Source organism: Wandonia sp. (genome assembly GCF_984588085.1).
Map to the genome: position 1 here is coordinate 14,111 of NZ_CFIGVI010000001.1, position 16,866 is coordinate 30,976.

Below are 16,866 nucleotides of genomic sequence, written 5' to 3' on the forward strand. Positions count from 1 at the left end.
TCAGAATACGGATGACTTACAAACTTTCCAGCTCAAAAGTCGGATAACCTTTAATACCATCAGGACTATAGAAGTCAACAAACCGCAATTTAAATGCCATTTCATTCCGGGTTCGGATCAAGTAGGTGAAGTGTGAATATACCTCATAAAGACTCTGGTCAAAATTGAATTCTTTCCAGTCGTATCCTATTGTATTCAGTTCACTTTTTAATGTTACACCCTGCAATGTGTTAAAGTCGGTTTCAGAAAACGGATTTTCTGTTTTTAAAGCAAATGATTTATTGGGGTTTACCAGTGCGCCAACGACAGAATAAGGCATGTGCCCTTCAAAGATGTGAGTATATACACTGAATTTCAGATCCCACGAATCCGCAGGCGGCTCTGTTTCAACAAAACCGGAATGAATAAAACTTAAACCAACTGAGTTATAGGCAGGATCCTTTTGCAGTATAAATTCGTGTTCTTCTGTTTCTCCGGTTTTCATCCAACGAATTCTAACACCGTTTTCAACGAGTTCAGCCTGCATTTTATAATATCCCTGATGTTGTCCCAAATAATTCAGTCCGGCATCAACAAGGTAGATTCCGCCTTTGGTATCCCAGTTATACAAGGGGCTTTGAGCATAATATCCTTCCGGGGATTCATATTCCCATTCGTGCCCTGATGTTGAAACACTACTTTGAAGTGTGGCATTTTCCAGATGAACAGCTCCCATTATTTTAGCACTGTTTAACAATAAATGATGGGATGTATCCGAACAGGTTAAAGCTACATCCCAGGCATCTTTGTCTTTAATATCCACAATGACATTTTCTTCCAGATCATAATAAATCTGATTTTTATAGGTTTCTCCCATTTCTACTGTAACAGTTTCACTTATCGCACTGTTTCCGGATACAGGAACCGGATACTCTTTCAAACATGAGGAAAGAAAAATACCGGAGAAAATCAAAAAGAGATGTAACAAGTAATTAGTTCGTAGTTCCATTTTTCTTGCTGTTAATTTGGAAATTATAGCGTAAGCTCAGGAAGACACTTCTACCCCGTGCAATATTGTTGGCAGAAACAGCACTTGCGTGTGCGGTACCGGTTCCTCCGGTGCGGTTAACCTGTTTGACGTCAAACAAGTTTTTTAACCCTAAACTCACAGTCAGTTGTTTTTTTATAAAACTTCTGCTTACGGAGATATCCATCATGTGATAGTCCTCCGTTTGTCCCAGTGAAGTAGTACCTTCTGCATCAATGAAGTAACTGGGTTGTCTTCCGTTGTATTTGTAAAATAAACCAAACGAAAGCCCTGTCAACTTCCAGTTGTATTGTATAGATGCACGTGCTTCGGGATACATCAGGAATTCAGGATAAACATATTCCGGGCTTTCAATTTTGTAAGCAAGAAGAGAACCTCCCAAAGAAGCACGTACATTATCGCCACCGTATTCTACTGAGAAATTTACACCGGTTGTTTGTGAACGCGCCAGATTGAAGTAACTGTATTCCATCGTTCCTTCGGTAACCTGAAGTGTGATTTGGTTCCTGATATCGTTATAGAAGGTTTTCAGTTCGAGATCCAGTTCCCGTTTTTTAAACTGAAACCCTTTTGAAATGTTCAGCTGGAAATTATTGGATTGTTCGGCTTTTAGATCGGCGTTTCCTATGATATTGTGATTGATATCTATGAATTCAAAATATAACTCTTTTATACTCGGAGCTCTGAAACCACGGGCATAGGAGGCGCGAAGTGTCCAGCTTTGAAGGGTGAACTTGGTGTGAATGGAAGGAATAGGAATAGTGGCGTATGCTGAGTTATAACCATATCGCACTCCCGGTTTTACAAGGATTTGTTTGATAGGTCGCCATTCCAGAGTACTGAACAGATCTGCATAAAACATACTCTGTTGGCTTGCTTCAATACGTTTTCCCTGCATAGCTTCTAAAGAAGCTTCATAACCAATTTCCAGACTTACCGTGGAAGAGTCTTTTTTGCGGATGAAATTCCCGCGGCTCATCACTTGTTTGTAACCTGTTGTATCCTGCATCTGCGGATTATTCAACCATTCTCTTTCCAAATTGGTAAGATCCGTCAAATACGTATTTTTATTTCTTTCATAGAAAGCTCCGGAAAGAAGAATATTTCCTGTCCAGTTTACAGAAGGTTTGATAGATAAGTTTCCTGAAACGGTATGACGATTGGTAAGATATTCATCATCAAAAGCCCGATTGAGATAAGGTTTCTGAGGAGCTCCCCGGTTTGTCATTTTTTCAAAATATCCTTCGTAGTTAATACGGAGGCTCCAGTTGTTTCGGATATATCTGTAATCGAGACCTCCGAAATACTGTTCTTTGGGATTCCACAAGTGGGTACGTGTTGTGTCGGCAGGAGTTTTATGAGGGTAAGCCCAGAATTTATCATCGGGAGACCAACCATCAAAAAAGTACCTTCCTCCACGGACGGCAACCATATGATGCCCGAACCGCTTTCCAATTCGCAAATCGGCGTTATATTGTCCTACACTTTCATAAAAGGTTTGACCTTCAATTTGCCAGGAGGCTTTTACGGTCTTTTTGGTGATAATATTAATGGTTCCGGCCAAAGCATCACTTCCATAGTTCACGGAAAGCGGACCTTCAATAATTTCTATTCGTTCCACATTGCTCAGGTTAATCTGACTCAGGTCGATATTTCCGTCCAGTCGTCCGATAACAGGTACTCCGTCTATCAGAATTTTCACATTTTGACCTCCGGTTCCCTGAAGTTTAATACCTGTACCCAGAACATTGTCTTGTTGCAATTGAATATTTACTTCGTTCGTAAGTACGTCATTCAACGAAACAGCACCCATGGCACTGATTTTTTCTGCAGTAATAATTTTAGAAGAGTAGGCAGATTCTTTTTGATTAGACGCTCCGTGTGAAGCGGTAACCACAACCTGATTAAGTACTTTATGTTCAGGTTGTAATAGAATACGTGCAGGAAATGATGATTGTCCTTTCATCTCCTGCACTATTGTTTTGTAGCCCATACTGCTTATTTCCATCCGTGTTACTGAGGAAAGGCTCACTCCCTGAATACGTGCGATTCCCTGGAAGTTGGAAGAAGTCCGGTAAACCACTTCTCCGTTGCTGTCAAGGATATGCACACGAGCTCCCGGAACCTCAACAGAATCCGGAAGCCCTATAATATGCATATCCACATGTTGGGAATAAACACTCCCGGTAACAAGTAATGAAAAGTATATGAAAGCCTGTTTTATCATTTCAAGGGATTAATTTTGAATAGAAGCAACCAGCTGTCTCCATTCCTCCATTTCAGGAATTCCCGGTTTGCGTTTTCCGAAGAGGGTGATGATTAGCTCTCCGTCTTTGTCAAAACATTCAATAGAAGTAACCTCTCCGTCTTCAGTAGGTTTTCGAACTACCCATGACTGGTCGATATCCTGCTCTTTGATATGGAGATTAAACTCAGGATCAAGAACGTTAAGCCATTCGTTGTGATCGACAATTTTTTTAACCGGACCTGTATGAATACCTATTGCACCTCTGTTTCCTACAAATACCATAATAGGAAGTTCTGACTGACTGGCAGAAACAAGTGCTTTGCGAAGAATGTCATTTCCTTCTTTTTTTGCGAAATGAGCAGAAGGAGCATTTTCAAGGGCCTCGATACGATGTAGCTTATGACGGTTGATCATTCCGAAGAAATTGTGTGTGTCCTTAAGATCGATCCACTCCTGTTTGAACTGCTCATAATCAGGTTCTGCATCACGTGTCTCAGCTGGATGAACCGGTTTTTTGAAAGCATCTACTACTTCTGTTTGCTCCTGATTTTCACTTTTAAAATCAGCAGTTATTTTTTCAAAAGCAGCTACATCTGATTGGGATGTCAGGTAAATTTTGTGTACAGCTGTTCCCTGGTTGTCAAACAATTGAATACTTCTCCGGATTTTATCTCCTTCACCTTCTGTCACAGAGAAAGCACTTCTCCAGCAAGAAGGAAACAAACGGTTGTCAATGTCTTCTCCAACGAAAAGTGCTGCGTGGGGAGACCATGTGAAGTTCTGATACACTCCTTTTCTTTCGTGTACAATACTGTCGTTTCTTGTGATGGCATTTGCATAGCCAAGTGTCTCAACTTGTGAGAGTAATTCTTTGAATTCGGGACGAAGACGCGTAACTCCCTCTCCGGACCTCGTAGCAAGAAGCTCTGCCTCACTTACTCCTAGCTCATTTGCAGCATTGCGAATTCTTAGGTGTGGATTTGTTTGCTGTAGCGCATTCCAACGCTCTTTCAAACTGATTTGCTGTGTTTCCATTTTTTAATATTTACAAAAGTTGATAAATTTTTGACCGGATTCTTTTAGGTGAAAAGATCAGATCTCCTGTTTGTTCAAAAGGAAGTTCATAAAGATCTTCCAGAATATTTTCGGTAATCTCTGTTGGGGTTAATTCCCACGTGAGTAAGCCTTTTTTGAGTAGAATTAATTTGTCGGCGGTATGAAGTGCCATATTAATATCGTGAAGAACACTAACGACACCAACTCCATTTTCAGTAAGTTCTGTTGCCAGTGTAATGAGTTCTTCCTGGTGTTTTATATCCAGATTATTTACAGGTTCATCCATGAACAGGAATTTGTTGCGGATAGAACTGATCTGCTCATCAGTGAAAAGTTGTACATATACACGGGCAAGGTGTGTGCGTTGCAATTCTCCTCCCGAAAGAAACTGAAGTTTTTGTTCGGATAGATGTTTAATACTAAACCGTTGTAAGGCATTCTCAACAATTTCGATATCTGTTGCGTCGGGCGTACGGTGATAATAAGGATAACGACCCATGAAAACCAGTTCCCGGACGGTCAGTTCGCTGTTGAACATACTTTGCTGCGTCAGGAATGTGCGTACTTTTGAAAGTTGAGCCTGTGATGAAATATCTACTTCCGGATAACTGATGCTTCCGCTAGTAGGTTGTATTCCAAGTGCAGCAACTCTTAGTAAAGTAGACTTTCCGGCTCCGTTTGGACCAAGGATAACCGTGTGTTCTCCTGGCATAAAGGAAGTAGAAATATCCTGAAGCAGTGTTTTTCTGTTAAGCTGTAATGATATGTTGTCTAAACGAATCATACCCCCGCTTTTTGTTTGTTTTTAATGATGATATAAAGGAATACTGGAGCTCCTGCCAGAGAGGTAATGATACCAATAGGCAATTCCTGTGGAATAATTATCGTTCGGCTTATCGTGTCTGCCAGAATCAGAAATCCTGAACCAACAATAATGGAGTTGAACAAAATAAATTTATTGTCACCTCCTTTTAAGAGCCGTATTACATGCGGTACGACCAACCCGACGAAACCTATAACTCCTGTCAGACTGACACATGTACTTACCAGAAGTGAGCTGAGAATAATAATGATGGATTTTTCTCTTCGCACATTTACTCCCAGATAACCGGCGTTTTCCTCTCCTAAAGAAAGCGCATTCAGTACTTTTCCGCGGGTAAGCAGCAGAATAATGACCGGAACATTAATGATGGCCAGAACCAGCGTTGTTGTCCAATTGGCTCCCCCGAGACTTCCGAGCATCCAGAAAGAGATATTGCGTAATTGTTCATCTTCGGAAAGGAATGTCAACAATCCGGTTACTGATGCTCCCAGCGCATTAAGCGCGATCCCGGTAAGCAGCAAAGTTGTCAGTAACGTATTACCTCTGGAGTGGGCAATCATGATCGCAAGGAACATAACTACGAGTGCTCCGATAAAGGTAAATACATTCAGAGCAAACATGTTTAACCAGGATACCGAAAATAGTGCAGGAATACCCAGTACAATTGCAAATGCGGCAAATGCTGAAGCCCCTGTTGATACCCCGATAAGTCCCGGATCAGCTAACGGGTTACGGAATAACCCCTGTAATCCTGCTCCTGCAATGGAAAGGGATGCCCCGACAATTGCCGCCAGAATAACCCGTGGAATACGAATCTGGGTCAGGACCGATACACTCAGGTTGTCAAGTTTCAGCTCTGCAAAACCAAGCTTATACTGAAGGATATTCCATAAGTCACCGGATCCGATTTCGAATGACCCGGATGTTAATCCGAACCAAAGAATAACGAACCAAATCACAGCGAGTGATACGTACCAAATACTATTTGATCGTTTTCCTGTCATTGAACAGCGGATAGTTTGTTACTTAATTCAAGGATTGCTTTTGGTAATCGGGGACCAAAAGAACTTACGAGTGAACCTTCCATAGAGATAACATGCCCTTTCTTTCCGGCGTTGATAAGGTTGTATCCCGGAATTTGAGATAAACTTTCCAGTCCTCCCATGCTTTCAATTCCCGAAGTAAAAAAGAACAACACATCAGGATTCGCTTTTACCAGCGATTCTGAGGTGAGTGGTTTAAAATCCTTAAAATCTGAACATGGATTTTGGGCACCGGCCAATTGAATCAATGCATCCATGGGAGTACCTTTTCCCGCGACCATAAGTGTTCCTGCACCGCGAGCGTAGATGAAAACTACTTTTTTACTGGAAGGAGTAACTGTCAGGTCATCCATTTCCTTATTGAATGCTGCAATCAACTCTTCAGCTTCCTGCTTTCGGTTAAGTGTTTCACCCAAAGAAGAAATTAACCGTACCGTTCCTTCAGGTGTATAGTTTTGTTCGATTTTTTCAATTTGAACACCAACTTCCTGAAGTTGTTTCTCAAGTTGTGAGGAAAGTTCGTCTTTATGAACAACTACTAATGTTGGTTTAAGAGAGAGAATTCCCTGTGCGGTAATACCACTGATATGACCTAATTTAGTGATCTTCTTTACACTTTCCGGATAAATAGAAGTAATATCCGTTCCCACAAGGTCTTCTTCACAACCTAGTGCAGAAATGATTTCAGAAGCTGAAGCATGAAGAGAGACGATACGAGGTCCCTGATCCGTAATTTCTTCTGATTCAGTCTGTGGAGTCTTTTGCTCTTCCTTAGACGACGTAGTGCAGGAATAAAATATTCCTGCACTCATCGCAACTACTAATACTGTATTTAATAGTTTCATTATCTGACGATTAATTTAGTATTGTAACGTATTTGATTGTTCGCTATAATATTCACAAAATAGATTCCTGCTTCCAGCCCGTCGAGGGAAATTGTAGTTGTATTCAGCCCTGATCCTCCTTCGATGTGCTCAGATTTTTTCAATTGTCCGGAAGTACTATAGATGGAAACGTTAAATGCTTCGGAATTATCATGAGTTAGTGTAACAAACCCGGATGCAGGGTTAGGGTAGATCGAGAAGAAACCTTCTTCATTTTCTCCGATAGAAGCCGAACCGACTTTACGTTTCGTGAAGCTGATGTTCCCATTTGCATTCCCTCCGAAATCAGTAAATTGTAATTCCCAGTAGTCTCCGTTTTGAGCTTTGATAACGTACAGGATCGTATCAGGAATCTCCCATTGGTAAGTTTGGTAATTCAAAGATTTCCAGTCATAACCAATAGCATTTACTTCAGTTACATATACAAGTGAAGAAGCATCATAAGAATCCCCGGGGTTGTCCAGATCAACACGTGCAACTTCTACATCAGGGTGTTGTAAAACTCCTGCTACTTGCTGGTTTCCATAAGCACCATAAATTTCTGCATTATACTGCATGAAAACAAAATCCCAGTTGGATGCATCTGCCTCACGGTTCACGAACTGATCATTGATGATGTCATAATATCCAAACAATGCATTATCAGCTACACCGGATGTGTTGGAGAATGTTTTTTCAACATCTGTTGTATTATCGAGTGTAGCTATCTTGAATATGTATTCGCCGGAAATGCGACTTACAAACCATACTTTTCTGTAGGAGTCATCCGGTAATTTAATTACATACAACTGATCTCCTTCTACAGCGTGACTAACGGTATTGTATGATCCCCATCCGTAGCTGTAACTACCTGAAGGAAGCTGGTTGAATGCACCGGTCTCCCAATCTGAATCTGAGTTATATACAGCACTCCATGTAGCTGACATCCCTGTTGTATCCAAAGTTGCCCAATCTGCAGTTCCCTGAGAGGGATACTTCCATACTTCCATATCTACAGATCGGTTATTTCGGATAGAAACACCGTAAGGACTTACCTGAAATGCAAGGTGCCAGTTATCTTTAGCTGATGTTGCTGTCTCGCCGTTTTCAAGACTGTACCAGATATGATTGGCATAGCCTGCCCCCATGCTGACGGACTCATTTTGTTGAGCCATTACCTGCGTTGATGCAAGTAAAATGAGAGAGAATATTGATTTTTTCATGTTAATTTTTATTTAGACTAAATTTAAACAGTGCAAATGTAGTGCTGTAAAAACTCATGAAAAAGAGGAGAGAAGGGTAAAACAAAGGGTATATTACATACCCTCTTTTTCAAAAAGGCCTCTGAGTTGTTCCGCGGAGTGAACATCCAGCTTTTTGAAGATGTTTTTACGGTGAGTCGCGACAGTTGTAATACTCAGGAAAAGTTTCTCCGCTATTTCGGAGGATTTCAGCCCCTTATTAATAAGTCGCGCTATTTGATACTCGCGTTCAGATAGAGCGGCAGATAGAGCATTGGTATTAGCAATCAGAGAAACAGTAATTCCGGGTGAGAAATACCTGTTTTCTTCCCAAAGGTTATAAACAGCTACTATAAGATTGGATTGTAACTCCTTTTTAAGAAGAATCGCTCCAAAGTTCTCTTTCACCCGTTGTGGGATTTGTTCTACAGATTCATCTCCCAGAAGTAAAACCAGTTTTTTGCGGTCAATGGATACACATTGATGATCTGCATTCTTCTCGCAGCAAATCACAAAATCGCAATCAGCTTTGTCAGAAGATAAGATATGGCTCGAAATGTGAGGGATTCCCGGATACTTATCCGCCAAAGGATTGGTGTCGAGAAGAAGCTTTATTCCTCCCGCTATAACAATGTCTTCAACGCATATTCCGATATTCATCTCACCCTTATTTAGAATGATTACAAATATCAGGGTGTTATTTCAATTTTGAAATACCCTTTTTAGGGTAATTTTACAATTCGAAACTTTCACCCATCTCAGGAATGAAGATAGAGGAAAAACCTGTTTCTTCAAGGTGTTTTTTGAAGGAGGTTTGTGCATCAGAATCACCGTGTACCAGGAACAGCTTTTTGATTTTATCCGGTTGCTGATAGGATAAATAATGGATCATTTCTTTATAATCACCATGCGCACTGAGAGAAGTGATCATCCGGATTTCTGCTTTTACTTTTTTTGTTTCTCCAAATATGGTAACTTCTTTTTCTCCTCGCTGAAGTTTTCCGCCCAACGACATAGGTTCTGCATATCCTACAAAAAGAAGTGTTGTCGAAGGATCTTCTATTCCGTGAAATATATGGTGTTTTACCCTTCCTGCGTCCGCCATACCCGAAGCAGAAATAATTACGCAGGGTTCTTTGGAGAAATTAAGCGCCTGTGAGTCTTCCTTACGTTTTATGTAGGTTAATTTTCGGAATCCGAATGCATCGGACCTGGATGCTGCAAACCGTTGAACTTCTCTGTTAAGCAGATGGCTGAAGTTGCGCGTGATATTGGTCGCATCTGTCGCAAGGGGACTGTCTACATAGATCTTAATATCCGGCAGAAGTCCATACAGGTCAAGTTTATTCAGTGCAAATACAATTTCCTGTGTTCTACCCAGACTAAATGCCGGAATGATAAGTTTTCCCCGTTTGCGTTTGAGTGTATCGATAACAGCTTCAAGCAATTCCTGCTCTGCATCCTCACTACGATTATGTAAGCGATCACCATAAGTTGATTCGCAAATAACATAATCTGCAGCAGGAGGACATTCAGGATCCCTGATAAGTGATGTATTGAAACGTCCGATATCTCCTGTAAACAATAACGTTGATTTTTCACTGATTTCATCTATTTCCAGATAAACCGCAGCACTGCCCAGAATATGTCCATTGGGAATAAAAGTGGCATCTACTCCCGGGGCCACGTTAAACTTTTCATGCGTGTCAATGACTTCAAATTGATTGAGGGCAATATCTACATCAGCTAATGTGTAGAGAGGTTCATAGGCTTCTTTTCCGGTTCTTCCTTTCCTTTTATTGGAGTATCTCACATCAGCCTCCTGAATGAAAGCACTGTCACGAAGCATAATTTCACATAATGCGTAAGTAGCAGGTGTACAATATATTTTGCCTTCGTAACCGTCTTTTACAAATTTTGGAATCAGACCGGAATGGTCTATATGAGCATGCGACAGGATTAGCGCATTTACTTTTTTCGGATCGATAATCTCACTTGCATTCAGAGAATACGTGTCTTTTCCAAGTCCCTGATACATTCCATAATCTAAAAGTACGGTGGTATTATCCCAAAGTTGTATGATGTGTTTACTTCCCGTTACTGTTTTCGCTGCACCCGCAAATTTTACTTTCATTCCTGTTCCTTGATGTTTAAAACATGAAATATAAATATACGAACAATAACTGTAACCACTTGTACTTAAAGTCGGCTTACAAAATCAAGAAGAAGTTGACGAACGCTCATAAAAGAGTTCATGTCTATATGATCGGCTTTGTCTTCAGGGACATGATAATGTTTGTTATCACCGGATGAGTAGATGAAAAAACAAGGTACATTATTTATATAGAACCAATGGTGATCACTATTAGCAGATGAAGAGCGGGCTTTGACAGCAGGAATATATTTTCCCGATATGTTTGCTTCCTGTAATAGGCTAAATTGATCAGGAAATTCTTTACCATTGACAACGGTAATATTTTCCTGTGCACCACCTAATATATCCAGATTGATAAGAAAATCGATCGTATTTAACTTAATCAAAGGATGCTCAACAAAATACTTTGAACCAAGTAGAGCTACTTCTTCTCCGGCAAAGGCAATAAACAGGTAACGGGTGTTATCTTGCCTGTTCTTTATGAGTTGGCTGGCAATAGAAAGTAGCATAGTAGTACCCGATGCATTGTCATTAGCTCCCGGAAAATAGGTTTTTTGTCCCATTTTCCCCAGGTGATCATAATGAGCTGTAAAAACAAGAGTTCGTTTTGCTTTTCCTTTGGAAGGGATTTGAGCAATAACATTTCGCGCAATATGCTTTTTGAAACTTGCTTCGATTTCAAATTCAATTTTTCCTTCTTCGTAGCTGGTCGTATTGATTTCAATAACTGGGTTTCGAAGCTGATTTTGTGCCAGATACCAACTCAGGTGATCCGATAACAAGACAACAGGTGTGATATCAGCCAGAGCAATGGCTGTTTGTTTTAACATTGCTAATGTGTCCCGATCGGTAACCCCGGATGGGTCTAACACAGGGATCAGTCTTTTCTCACGAATATCAACAAGGTGAGCCTTTAATTCCCCGGAGAGTAATTCCTGTATGGTAAATCGTTTGGATTGGCAACTGACTTTAGCACTTCCTGATGCAGGATCAATCAGAAATTCAACTCCGGGTTGCAGAGGTTTGCCGTTAATAGAAACAGAAAGCGTACCGGGAAAGGTGTTTATATCAAAAGAGAAAGATTGAAAAAAGCTTTTGCCGACAGGATGTAAGCCTAAAGATTCAAATTCCCGGGCTAAAAATTCTGCCGCGAGACTATCTCCAGCGTCAACATAACCTCTTCCCCCCAGTTCTTCGGAACAAAGTGTTTCCAACACTCGTTTTTCCATTTGCTGACCATAGCCAACAAAGACAAAGAAAAGTAGTAGTGGGAGTAATTTATACATATAAACGTTCTACGAATTCGTAAAAATGTTCAACATCCTTGCTTTCCATATCCCAGCTGTATTCAGCTTCATATTTCTTGAGAAGACCAATAGCAATGTCACGGGAGGCACAACTATCAAGTTCCTGAACTGCATTTCTGAATGCTTCATTGTTTCCACTAAATAACCCTTGTGAAAAACGGATCCTGTCGTTAAGCGTAAATGTACTGCCGAGTGAATCAATTCGGGTGAGTTTTAATTTGTCGGCAAGGCGATTGGAATTACTTTGTTCACTGAGTCTTTCAAGGAGAGATTCCGGCTCTTTTGTGGATTCTGAGATAGGAGATTGATTTGTAAGAAATGCCTCCGGTTGCCTTGAGTCCCTACTTATCTGTTCTTTTGCTTGAGAATCAGGTTCGATTTCAGGAGTTTCGGAAACTGTATTTTCTGTTTTAGTCTGTTCCTCTTCGATTTCTTCGAAAAGAGAGAAAGTAAACGGTTCTGTTTCTTTTTCCGGAGTTTCTACCTGAGGAATAATGATCTCTTCTTCGACCTCTTTCTGTTCGGGTGCAGAAGATTCCGGTTCAATTGGTGCTTGGTTTTCTTCCTGTTTGCCGGTATGCTGTTCAAATGCTTTATAACGTAATATGAGCATTCGTTCATACAACTCTCGCGTATTTTCCAAAAGAGTTTCAAATTCTCTGGGTTCGAGAGCAGAGCTCTTTAGTGTACTGATCTGGCTTTTTATTTTATCAACCAACTCCTCATTGCTTCCAAATACACTCATTGTCGCTACTTTTGTATTTTAGTTTTTTGTTCCTGATTTAATAACACGCAAATTTCGGTCCGAATTGTATAAAGACCAAATTTTTTAACCAAATTAGGGATTTATTGAGAGGTAAAACAGAAAACGGGGAAAACTTGTTGGTAGTCGATTGTTAAAAAAGTAGAGAAATATGTTTTTGGAAGAGTTTCCCGAATGTGGTAAACGACTAGGTTGGATTGAAGTAGTCTGCGGTTCTATGTTTTCAGGCAAAACAGAAGAATTAATCCGACGTATGCGGAGGGCGCAATTCGCCAATCAGCGCCTAATTATTTTTAAGCCGAAATTAGATGACCGGTATGCGGAGGAAGAGGTCGTATCGCATAAAGGGGAAAGAATACCTGCTGCCGTTGTAAGTTCTTCCGCTGAAATCCTTGAACGGGTTAGTAACGAGCGAGTAGTAGGCGTGGATGAAGCCCAGTTTTTTGATATGCAACTACTGGATGTTTGTAATACCCTTGCTGCAAATGGTGTTCGTGTGATATGTGCCGGATTGGATATGGATTATAAAGGAAAACCCTTTGGTCCGATTCCACACTTATTGGCCGCTGCCGAATACGTCACAAAAGTCCATGCTATATGTGTGTCTTGCGGAAATCTGGCTCAATTTTCACATAGAAAGACCATGGATGAGAATCAGGTATATCTTGGGGCAACAAAAGAATATGAACCGCTTTGCAGAAGCTGTTTTAATAAAATGAAGACACCACAACATTGAATCTGAATTATTCCTATAGAGATCTGGCTGAAGTTTGGGGTGTGGAAATACCGCAGGCAACCGGGCAAATTCATTCGGTCAGTATTGATACCCGTTCCCTGACAGAAGGGAATCGTGTTTTGTTCTTCTGTCTGAAAGGGAAACGCAACGGAATTGATTTTGTCCGGGAGGCTTATGAAAAAGGTTGTCGCACTTTTGTTGTGGCAAATACAGACCCGATTCCTGCATTAGAAAAAGCTGTTTTTTTTGTTGTGCCTGACGTGTTGAGAGCATTGCAGAAACTGGCAATTTCTCATCGCAGAAAATTTGATTTACCGGTTATTGGAATTACAGGAAGTGCCGGAAAAACAATTGTGAAAGAATGGCTTTATCATTTCCTGAGAGAAACGTTTAAAGTAGTTCGCAGTCCAAAGAGTTTTAATTCGCAGATCGGGGTCGCATTATCTGTTCTTGAAATCACGCAGGAGCATACGCTGGGAATTTTTGAAGCCGGGATTTCAACAATTGGTGAGATGAAATACCTGGAGGAAATGATCCAACCAACAGATGGCGTATTTACTGCTTTGGGACAGGCACATGATGATGGATTTGAAAGCAGGGAACAAAAATTTCAGGAGAAATCACGCTTGTTTTTGAATTGTTCAGGTGTTGTTAGTACAGATTATCATTTTAGTGGAGAACATCTGAAAAATTCCAATCGGAAAGAAGTTACGATAGAAGAATCAGGTAATAAAACGGTTCTGTGTGTTGAGAATTACGGAATCTTTTATACAGGATTAAGTGGTCGATTGGAATTGGACAATCTGATCCTAACATTGTTGACGTTACGGGAAATGAACTTCCCGCCCGACCAGGTGCAGGAGAAATTGAACACCCTTCCGGAAATTGTCATGCGCATGGAGACAGTTGCCGGAAAAAATGGGAATATACTGATTAATGATTCCTACAATATGGATATGGACGGGCTGGAATATGCGCTAGTTCGCCAAAAAGAAATAGCCGGAGAATCCAAACGGATTGTTGTGCTTGGGTTTGGAGAAATGTTCCGCGGGGATATTGACGCGGTCCGAGAACTTGTCGGAAGATATAGTCCGGATGTATTAATGCTCTGCTCCAAACAGAATAGGGAAGGTCTATTATCTCTGGAAGAAGCAGAGCAACTTCTGACTTCCATTACGGATGCAACAATTCTTTTTAAGGGAAGTCATAAATCAGGGTTGGCTCCTATGGTTAACCGGCTTTCATTGAAACATCATCAGACGTATCTGGAGATTAACAGAAGTGCATTGCGAAACAATCTGGGATATTTTAAAGGATTGATTCACAATGGTGCACGACTAATGGTTATGGTAAAAGCGTCCTCATATGGTTCGGGAAGTAGAGAAATGGCAGACTTTCTGGAGCATGAGGGAGTAGATTATCTTGGTGTTGCTTTTGCAGACGAAGGAGTTGAATTACGAAAAGCGGGGGTTAAGTTACCTATTATGGTTATGAACACACACCCTGCTGCTTTTGATGATATCATCAGATACGGGCTGGAGCCGGCGGTTTTTTCGGTTAAACAACTGGACGAATTCACAAGAATCTTGATTCTTCATGAAAAGTCTTCTTACCCGGTACATATAAAACTGGAAACGGGGATGAACCGTTTAGGTTTTGTCGAAGAGGAACTGGAAGAAATGATCACCTATTGTAAATCGCAACCTGAAATTCGTGTGAAGAGTGTATATTCTCATCTGGCAGAGTCAGATAATCCGGACAGATCATTTACCCAAAAGCAAATAGAACGATTTGTCAGAAATGCGAATCGTATTCAGTCTGCGTTAAATTATAAAGTGGAAAGACACATCTGTAACACATCAGGGATTGTTAACTATCCTGAGGCACACTTTGATATGGTTCGCCTGGGAATTGGTCTGTTTGGTGTTGGAAAATCAGCAGAATTGCAACCGGCAATCAGTCTGAAAACGCACATTTCGAAGATTAATAGATTACAACCGGGAGAAACATTGGGGTATAACCGGGAACATATAGCAATAAAGGAACAGGAAGTTGCTGTACTCCCCATTGGATATGCGGACGGAATTCATCGTGTTTTCGGAAATGGAAAAGCGAGTGTCTGGTTGCAGGGAAATCTGGCTCCTATAATTGGGAACGTTTGTATGGATATGTGTTTTGTGGATGTAACCGGAATAAAAGCGACAATTAATGATGAAGTAGAACTTTTCGGAATCCACCACAGTATCAATAACTGGGCGGCATGGGCAGGGACGATTCCTTATGAAATTCTTACTTCCCTTTCTACCCGGGTAAAAAGAGTATGGTTGGATTAACTTACAGGAATCCCAATTCTAACTTTGCTTCCTCACTCATCATGTCTTTGTCCCATGGCGGATCAAACACGATTTGTACTGTGCAGGACTCAACCTCTTCGATTGCGGCAACCTTGTCCTCAACCTCTTTCGGCATTGTTTCGGCTACAGGACAGTTCGGAGAAGTTAATGTCATATCAATAGAAACTTGTTTCTTATCGTCGATTTTAACTTCATAAATCAACCCGAGTTCATAGATGTCCACAGGAATTTCAGGGTCATATATCGTTTTGAGAATAGAAACGATTTTTTCCTCGAGATCCTGATCAATTGATGAAATCATGCCAAACTTTTTTGCAAAGTTATGTAATCTTGAGCGAATTTTAGATGTTTATCTAAAATGAATCTAAATACAGACAGCATACGGAGTAAGCTATACTGTGGATTGTTGAGTCACTAGGAGGAATACCATAGGAAGATTCCCAGCAAAGCAATTAACCCGTCAACGAAGTAACCGTAAAAGTTATGAGGTTGTTGTGGGTGTACAAGCTCCAGTACAAGCAAATGAATGACTACTGTGATCCAAAAGAACACAGAAAGATAAAATCGAGGGAAGTGATTAGCCAATATGGCAAAAAATAATCCGCACAACAGGATGGATAGAATCTTAGAAAATCGCCAGCCCAGTATTTGGGGAAGTGTTTTCTGTTCGGGGTTATCGTAAGGCAAGTCCCGGATATCAAAAGGAATGGTTACAGATAAAATATAGAGAAATCCGATGAGAAAAAGTGTGATGCGATCCGGATGGTGTGCGGCAGGAAGGAAAAAAGTCATAACAGACCAAACAATTCCTATCAGAAAGAGCTTGCTATATGGAAGATCCCGCAAAGCAGCTTTTCCGTTATGGTAAGGAATAAAAGGAATCACATAAAGTAAACTGATAATTCCTCCTGAAAGAATTGCCCAAAACAAAAAAGTACTTGAAAAAAAGCCTCCGGTAAAGAAAACAAGCACTGAGCCCATGAGCCCTGTCAATGCAAAAAAGGCATGTATGAATTTACTTTGTTTATATAGTAAAGCCTGTGCCGATTCGGGATGTAGGTAATACTTGACAAAGCGGAGTGTATTATAAATAAACAAAGTGGCAAAGAAGAGGAAGACACTGTACGTAATGGCTTTCGGGTATTCGTAAAGAGAGCCGATGCCCAAAGCCAGCATTGCCGCAGAGAAACTAATGAGTATATTACTTTTCAGAACCAAAAAACAGGTTGTTAAAATAATCAACAAGTTAG

General features: G+C 40.7%; 15 protein-coding genes. 2 read left to right on the forward strand and 13 right to left on the reverse strand.

The window, feature by feature from the left end; genetic code table 11:
• Positions 1–16 precede the first annotated feature (16 nt).
• From AC4PL9_RS00070 to AC4PL9_RS00120, 11 genes are all read right to left on the reverse strand, one after another.
• Positions 17–988 (reverse strand): HmuY family protein, encoded by a 972-nt coding sequence (locus tag AC4PL9_RS00070; protein WP_491602752.1) that lies wholly within the window; start codon positions 986–988, stop codon positions 17–19.
• Entirely contained in the window at positions 972–3,254 is a 2,283-nt protein-coding gene (locus AC4PL9_RS00075; protein WP_491602753.1) for a TonB-dependent receptor plug domain-containing protein, read from the reverse strand. Before AC4PL9_RS00075 ends, AC4PL9_RS00070 begins: the two co-directional genes overlap by 17 nt.
• A gap of 9 nt (positions 3,255–3,263) precedes the next feature.
• Entirely contained in the window at positions 3,264–4,310 is a 1,047-nt protein-coding gene (locus tag AC4PL9_RS00080; RefSeq protein ID WP_491602754.1) for a hemin-degrading factor, read from the reverse strand.
• Between the two features lie 10 nt (positions 4,311–4,320).
• Entirely contained in the window at positions 4,321–5,115 is a 795-nt protein-coding gene (locus AC4PL9_RS00085) for an ABC transporter ATP-binding protein (protein WP_491602755.1), read from the reverse strand.
• The gene (locus AC4PL9_RS00090) at positions 5,112–6,158 is read right to left on the reverse strand and encodes a FecCD family ABC transporter permease (protein ID WP_491602756.1); all 1,047 of its coding nucleotides are present in this window, start codon (positions 6,156–6,158) and stop codon (positions 5,112–5,114) included. Before AC4PL9_RS00090 ends, AC4PL9_RS00085 begins: the two co-directional genes overlap by 4 nt.
• Entirely contained in the window at positions 6,155–7,042 is an 888-nt protein-coding gene (locus AC4PL9_RS00095) for a heme/hemin ABC transporter substrate-binding protein (RefSeq protein ID WP_491602757.1), read from the reverse strand. The genes AC4PL9_RS00090 and AC4PL9_RS00095 overlap by 4 nt, the downstream gene beginning before the upstream one ends.
• On the reverse strand, positions 7,042–8,283 hold the full coding sequence (locus tag AC4PL9_RS00100; RefSeq protein WP_491602758.1) for a T9SS type A sorting domain-containing protein: 1,242 nt from the start codon (positions 8,281–8,283) through the stop codon (positions 7,042–7,044). Before AC4PL9_RS00100 ends, AC4PL9_RS00095 begins: the two co-directional genes overlap by 1 nt.
• A 93-nt stretch (positions 8,284–8,376) precedes the next feature.
• Positions 8,377–8,961 (reverse strand): response regulator transcription factor, encoded by a 585-nt coding sequence (locus AC4PL9_RS00105; protein WP_491602759.1) that lies wholly within the window; start codon positions 8,959–8,961, stop codon positions 8,377–8,379.
• Between the two features lie 73 nt (positions 8,962–9,034).
• Positions 9,035–10,435 (reverse strand): MBL fold metallo-hydrolase RNA specificity domain-containing protein, encoded by a 1,401-nt coding sequence (locus AC4PL9_RS00110; RefSeq protein ID WP_491602760.1) that lies wholly within the window; start codon positions 10,433–10,435, stop codon positions 9,035–9,037.
• A 65-nt stretch (positions 10,436–10,500) separates the two neighbouring features.
• Positions 10,501–11,742, reverse strand: a complete 1,242-nt coding sequence (locus tag AC4PL9_RS00115; RefSeq protein ID WP_491602761.1) for a M28 family metallopeptidase — start codon at positions 11,740–11,742, stop codon at positions 10,501–10,503.
• Positions 11,735–12,508, reverse strand: a complete 774-nt coding sequence (locus AC4PL9_RS00120; RefSeq protein ID WP_491602762.1) for a DUF8457 domain-containing protein — start codon at positions 12,506–12,508, stop codon at positions 11,735–11,737. Before AC4PL9_RS00120 ends, AC4PL9_RS00115 begins: the two co-directional genes overlap by 8 nt.
• Positions 12,509–12,677: 169 nt before the next feature.
• Here AC4PL9_RS00120 and AC4PL9_RS00125 point away from each other — a divergent pair, with 169 nt between their 5' ends.
• Both AC4PL9_RS00125 and AC4PL9_RS00130 read left to right on the forward strand, forming a co-directional pair.
• Positions 12,678–13,262, forward strand: coding sequence for a thymidine kinase (locus AC4PL9_RS00125; RefSeq protein WP_491602763.1), 585 nt, complete (start codon positions 12,678–12,680; stop codon positions 13,260–13,262).
• Positions 13,259–15,595: a bifunctional UDP-N-acetylmuramoyl-tripeptide:D-alanyl-D-alanine ligase/alanine racemase gene (locus tag AC4PL9_RS00130; RefSeq protein ID WP_491602764.1), complete on the forward strand. Its 2,337-nt coding sequence runs from the start codon at positions 13,259–13,261 to the stop codon at positions 15,593–15,595. The genes AC4PL9_RS00125 and AC4PL9_RS00130 overlap by 4 nt, the downstream gene beginning before the upstream one ends.
• Position 15,596: 1 nt before the next feature.
• On the opposite strand, the gene AC4PL9_RS00135 is transcribed toward AC4PL9_RS00130, so the two are convergent.
• Both AC4PL9_RS00135 and AC4PL9_RS00140 read right to left on the reverse strand, forming a co-directional pair.
• Positions 15,597–15,917, reverse strand: coding sequence for an SUF system Fe-S cluster assembly protein (locus AC4PL9_RS00135; protein WP_491602765.1), 321 nt, complete (start codon positions 15,915–15,917; stop codon positions 15,597–15,599).
• A 113-nt stretch (positions 15,918–16,030) separates the two neighbouring features.
• Positions 16,031–16,834 carry a UbiA prenyltransferase family protein gene (locus AC4PL9_RS00140; protein ID WP_491602766.1) on the reverse strand — a complete coding sequence of 268 codons (804 nt, stop codon included), beginning with the start codon at positions 16,832–16,834 and terminating at the stop codon, positions 16,031–16,033.
• Positions 16,835–16,866: the final 32 nt, after the last annotated feature.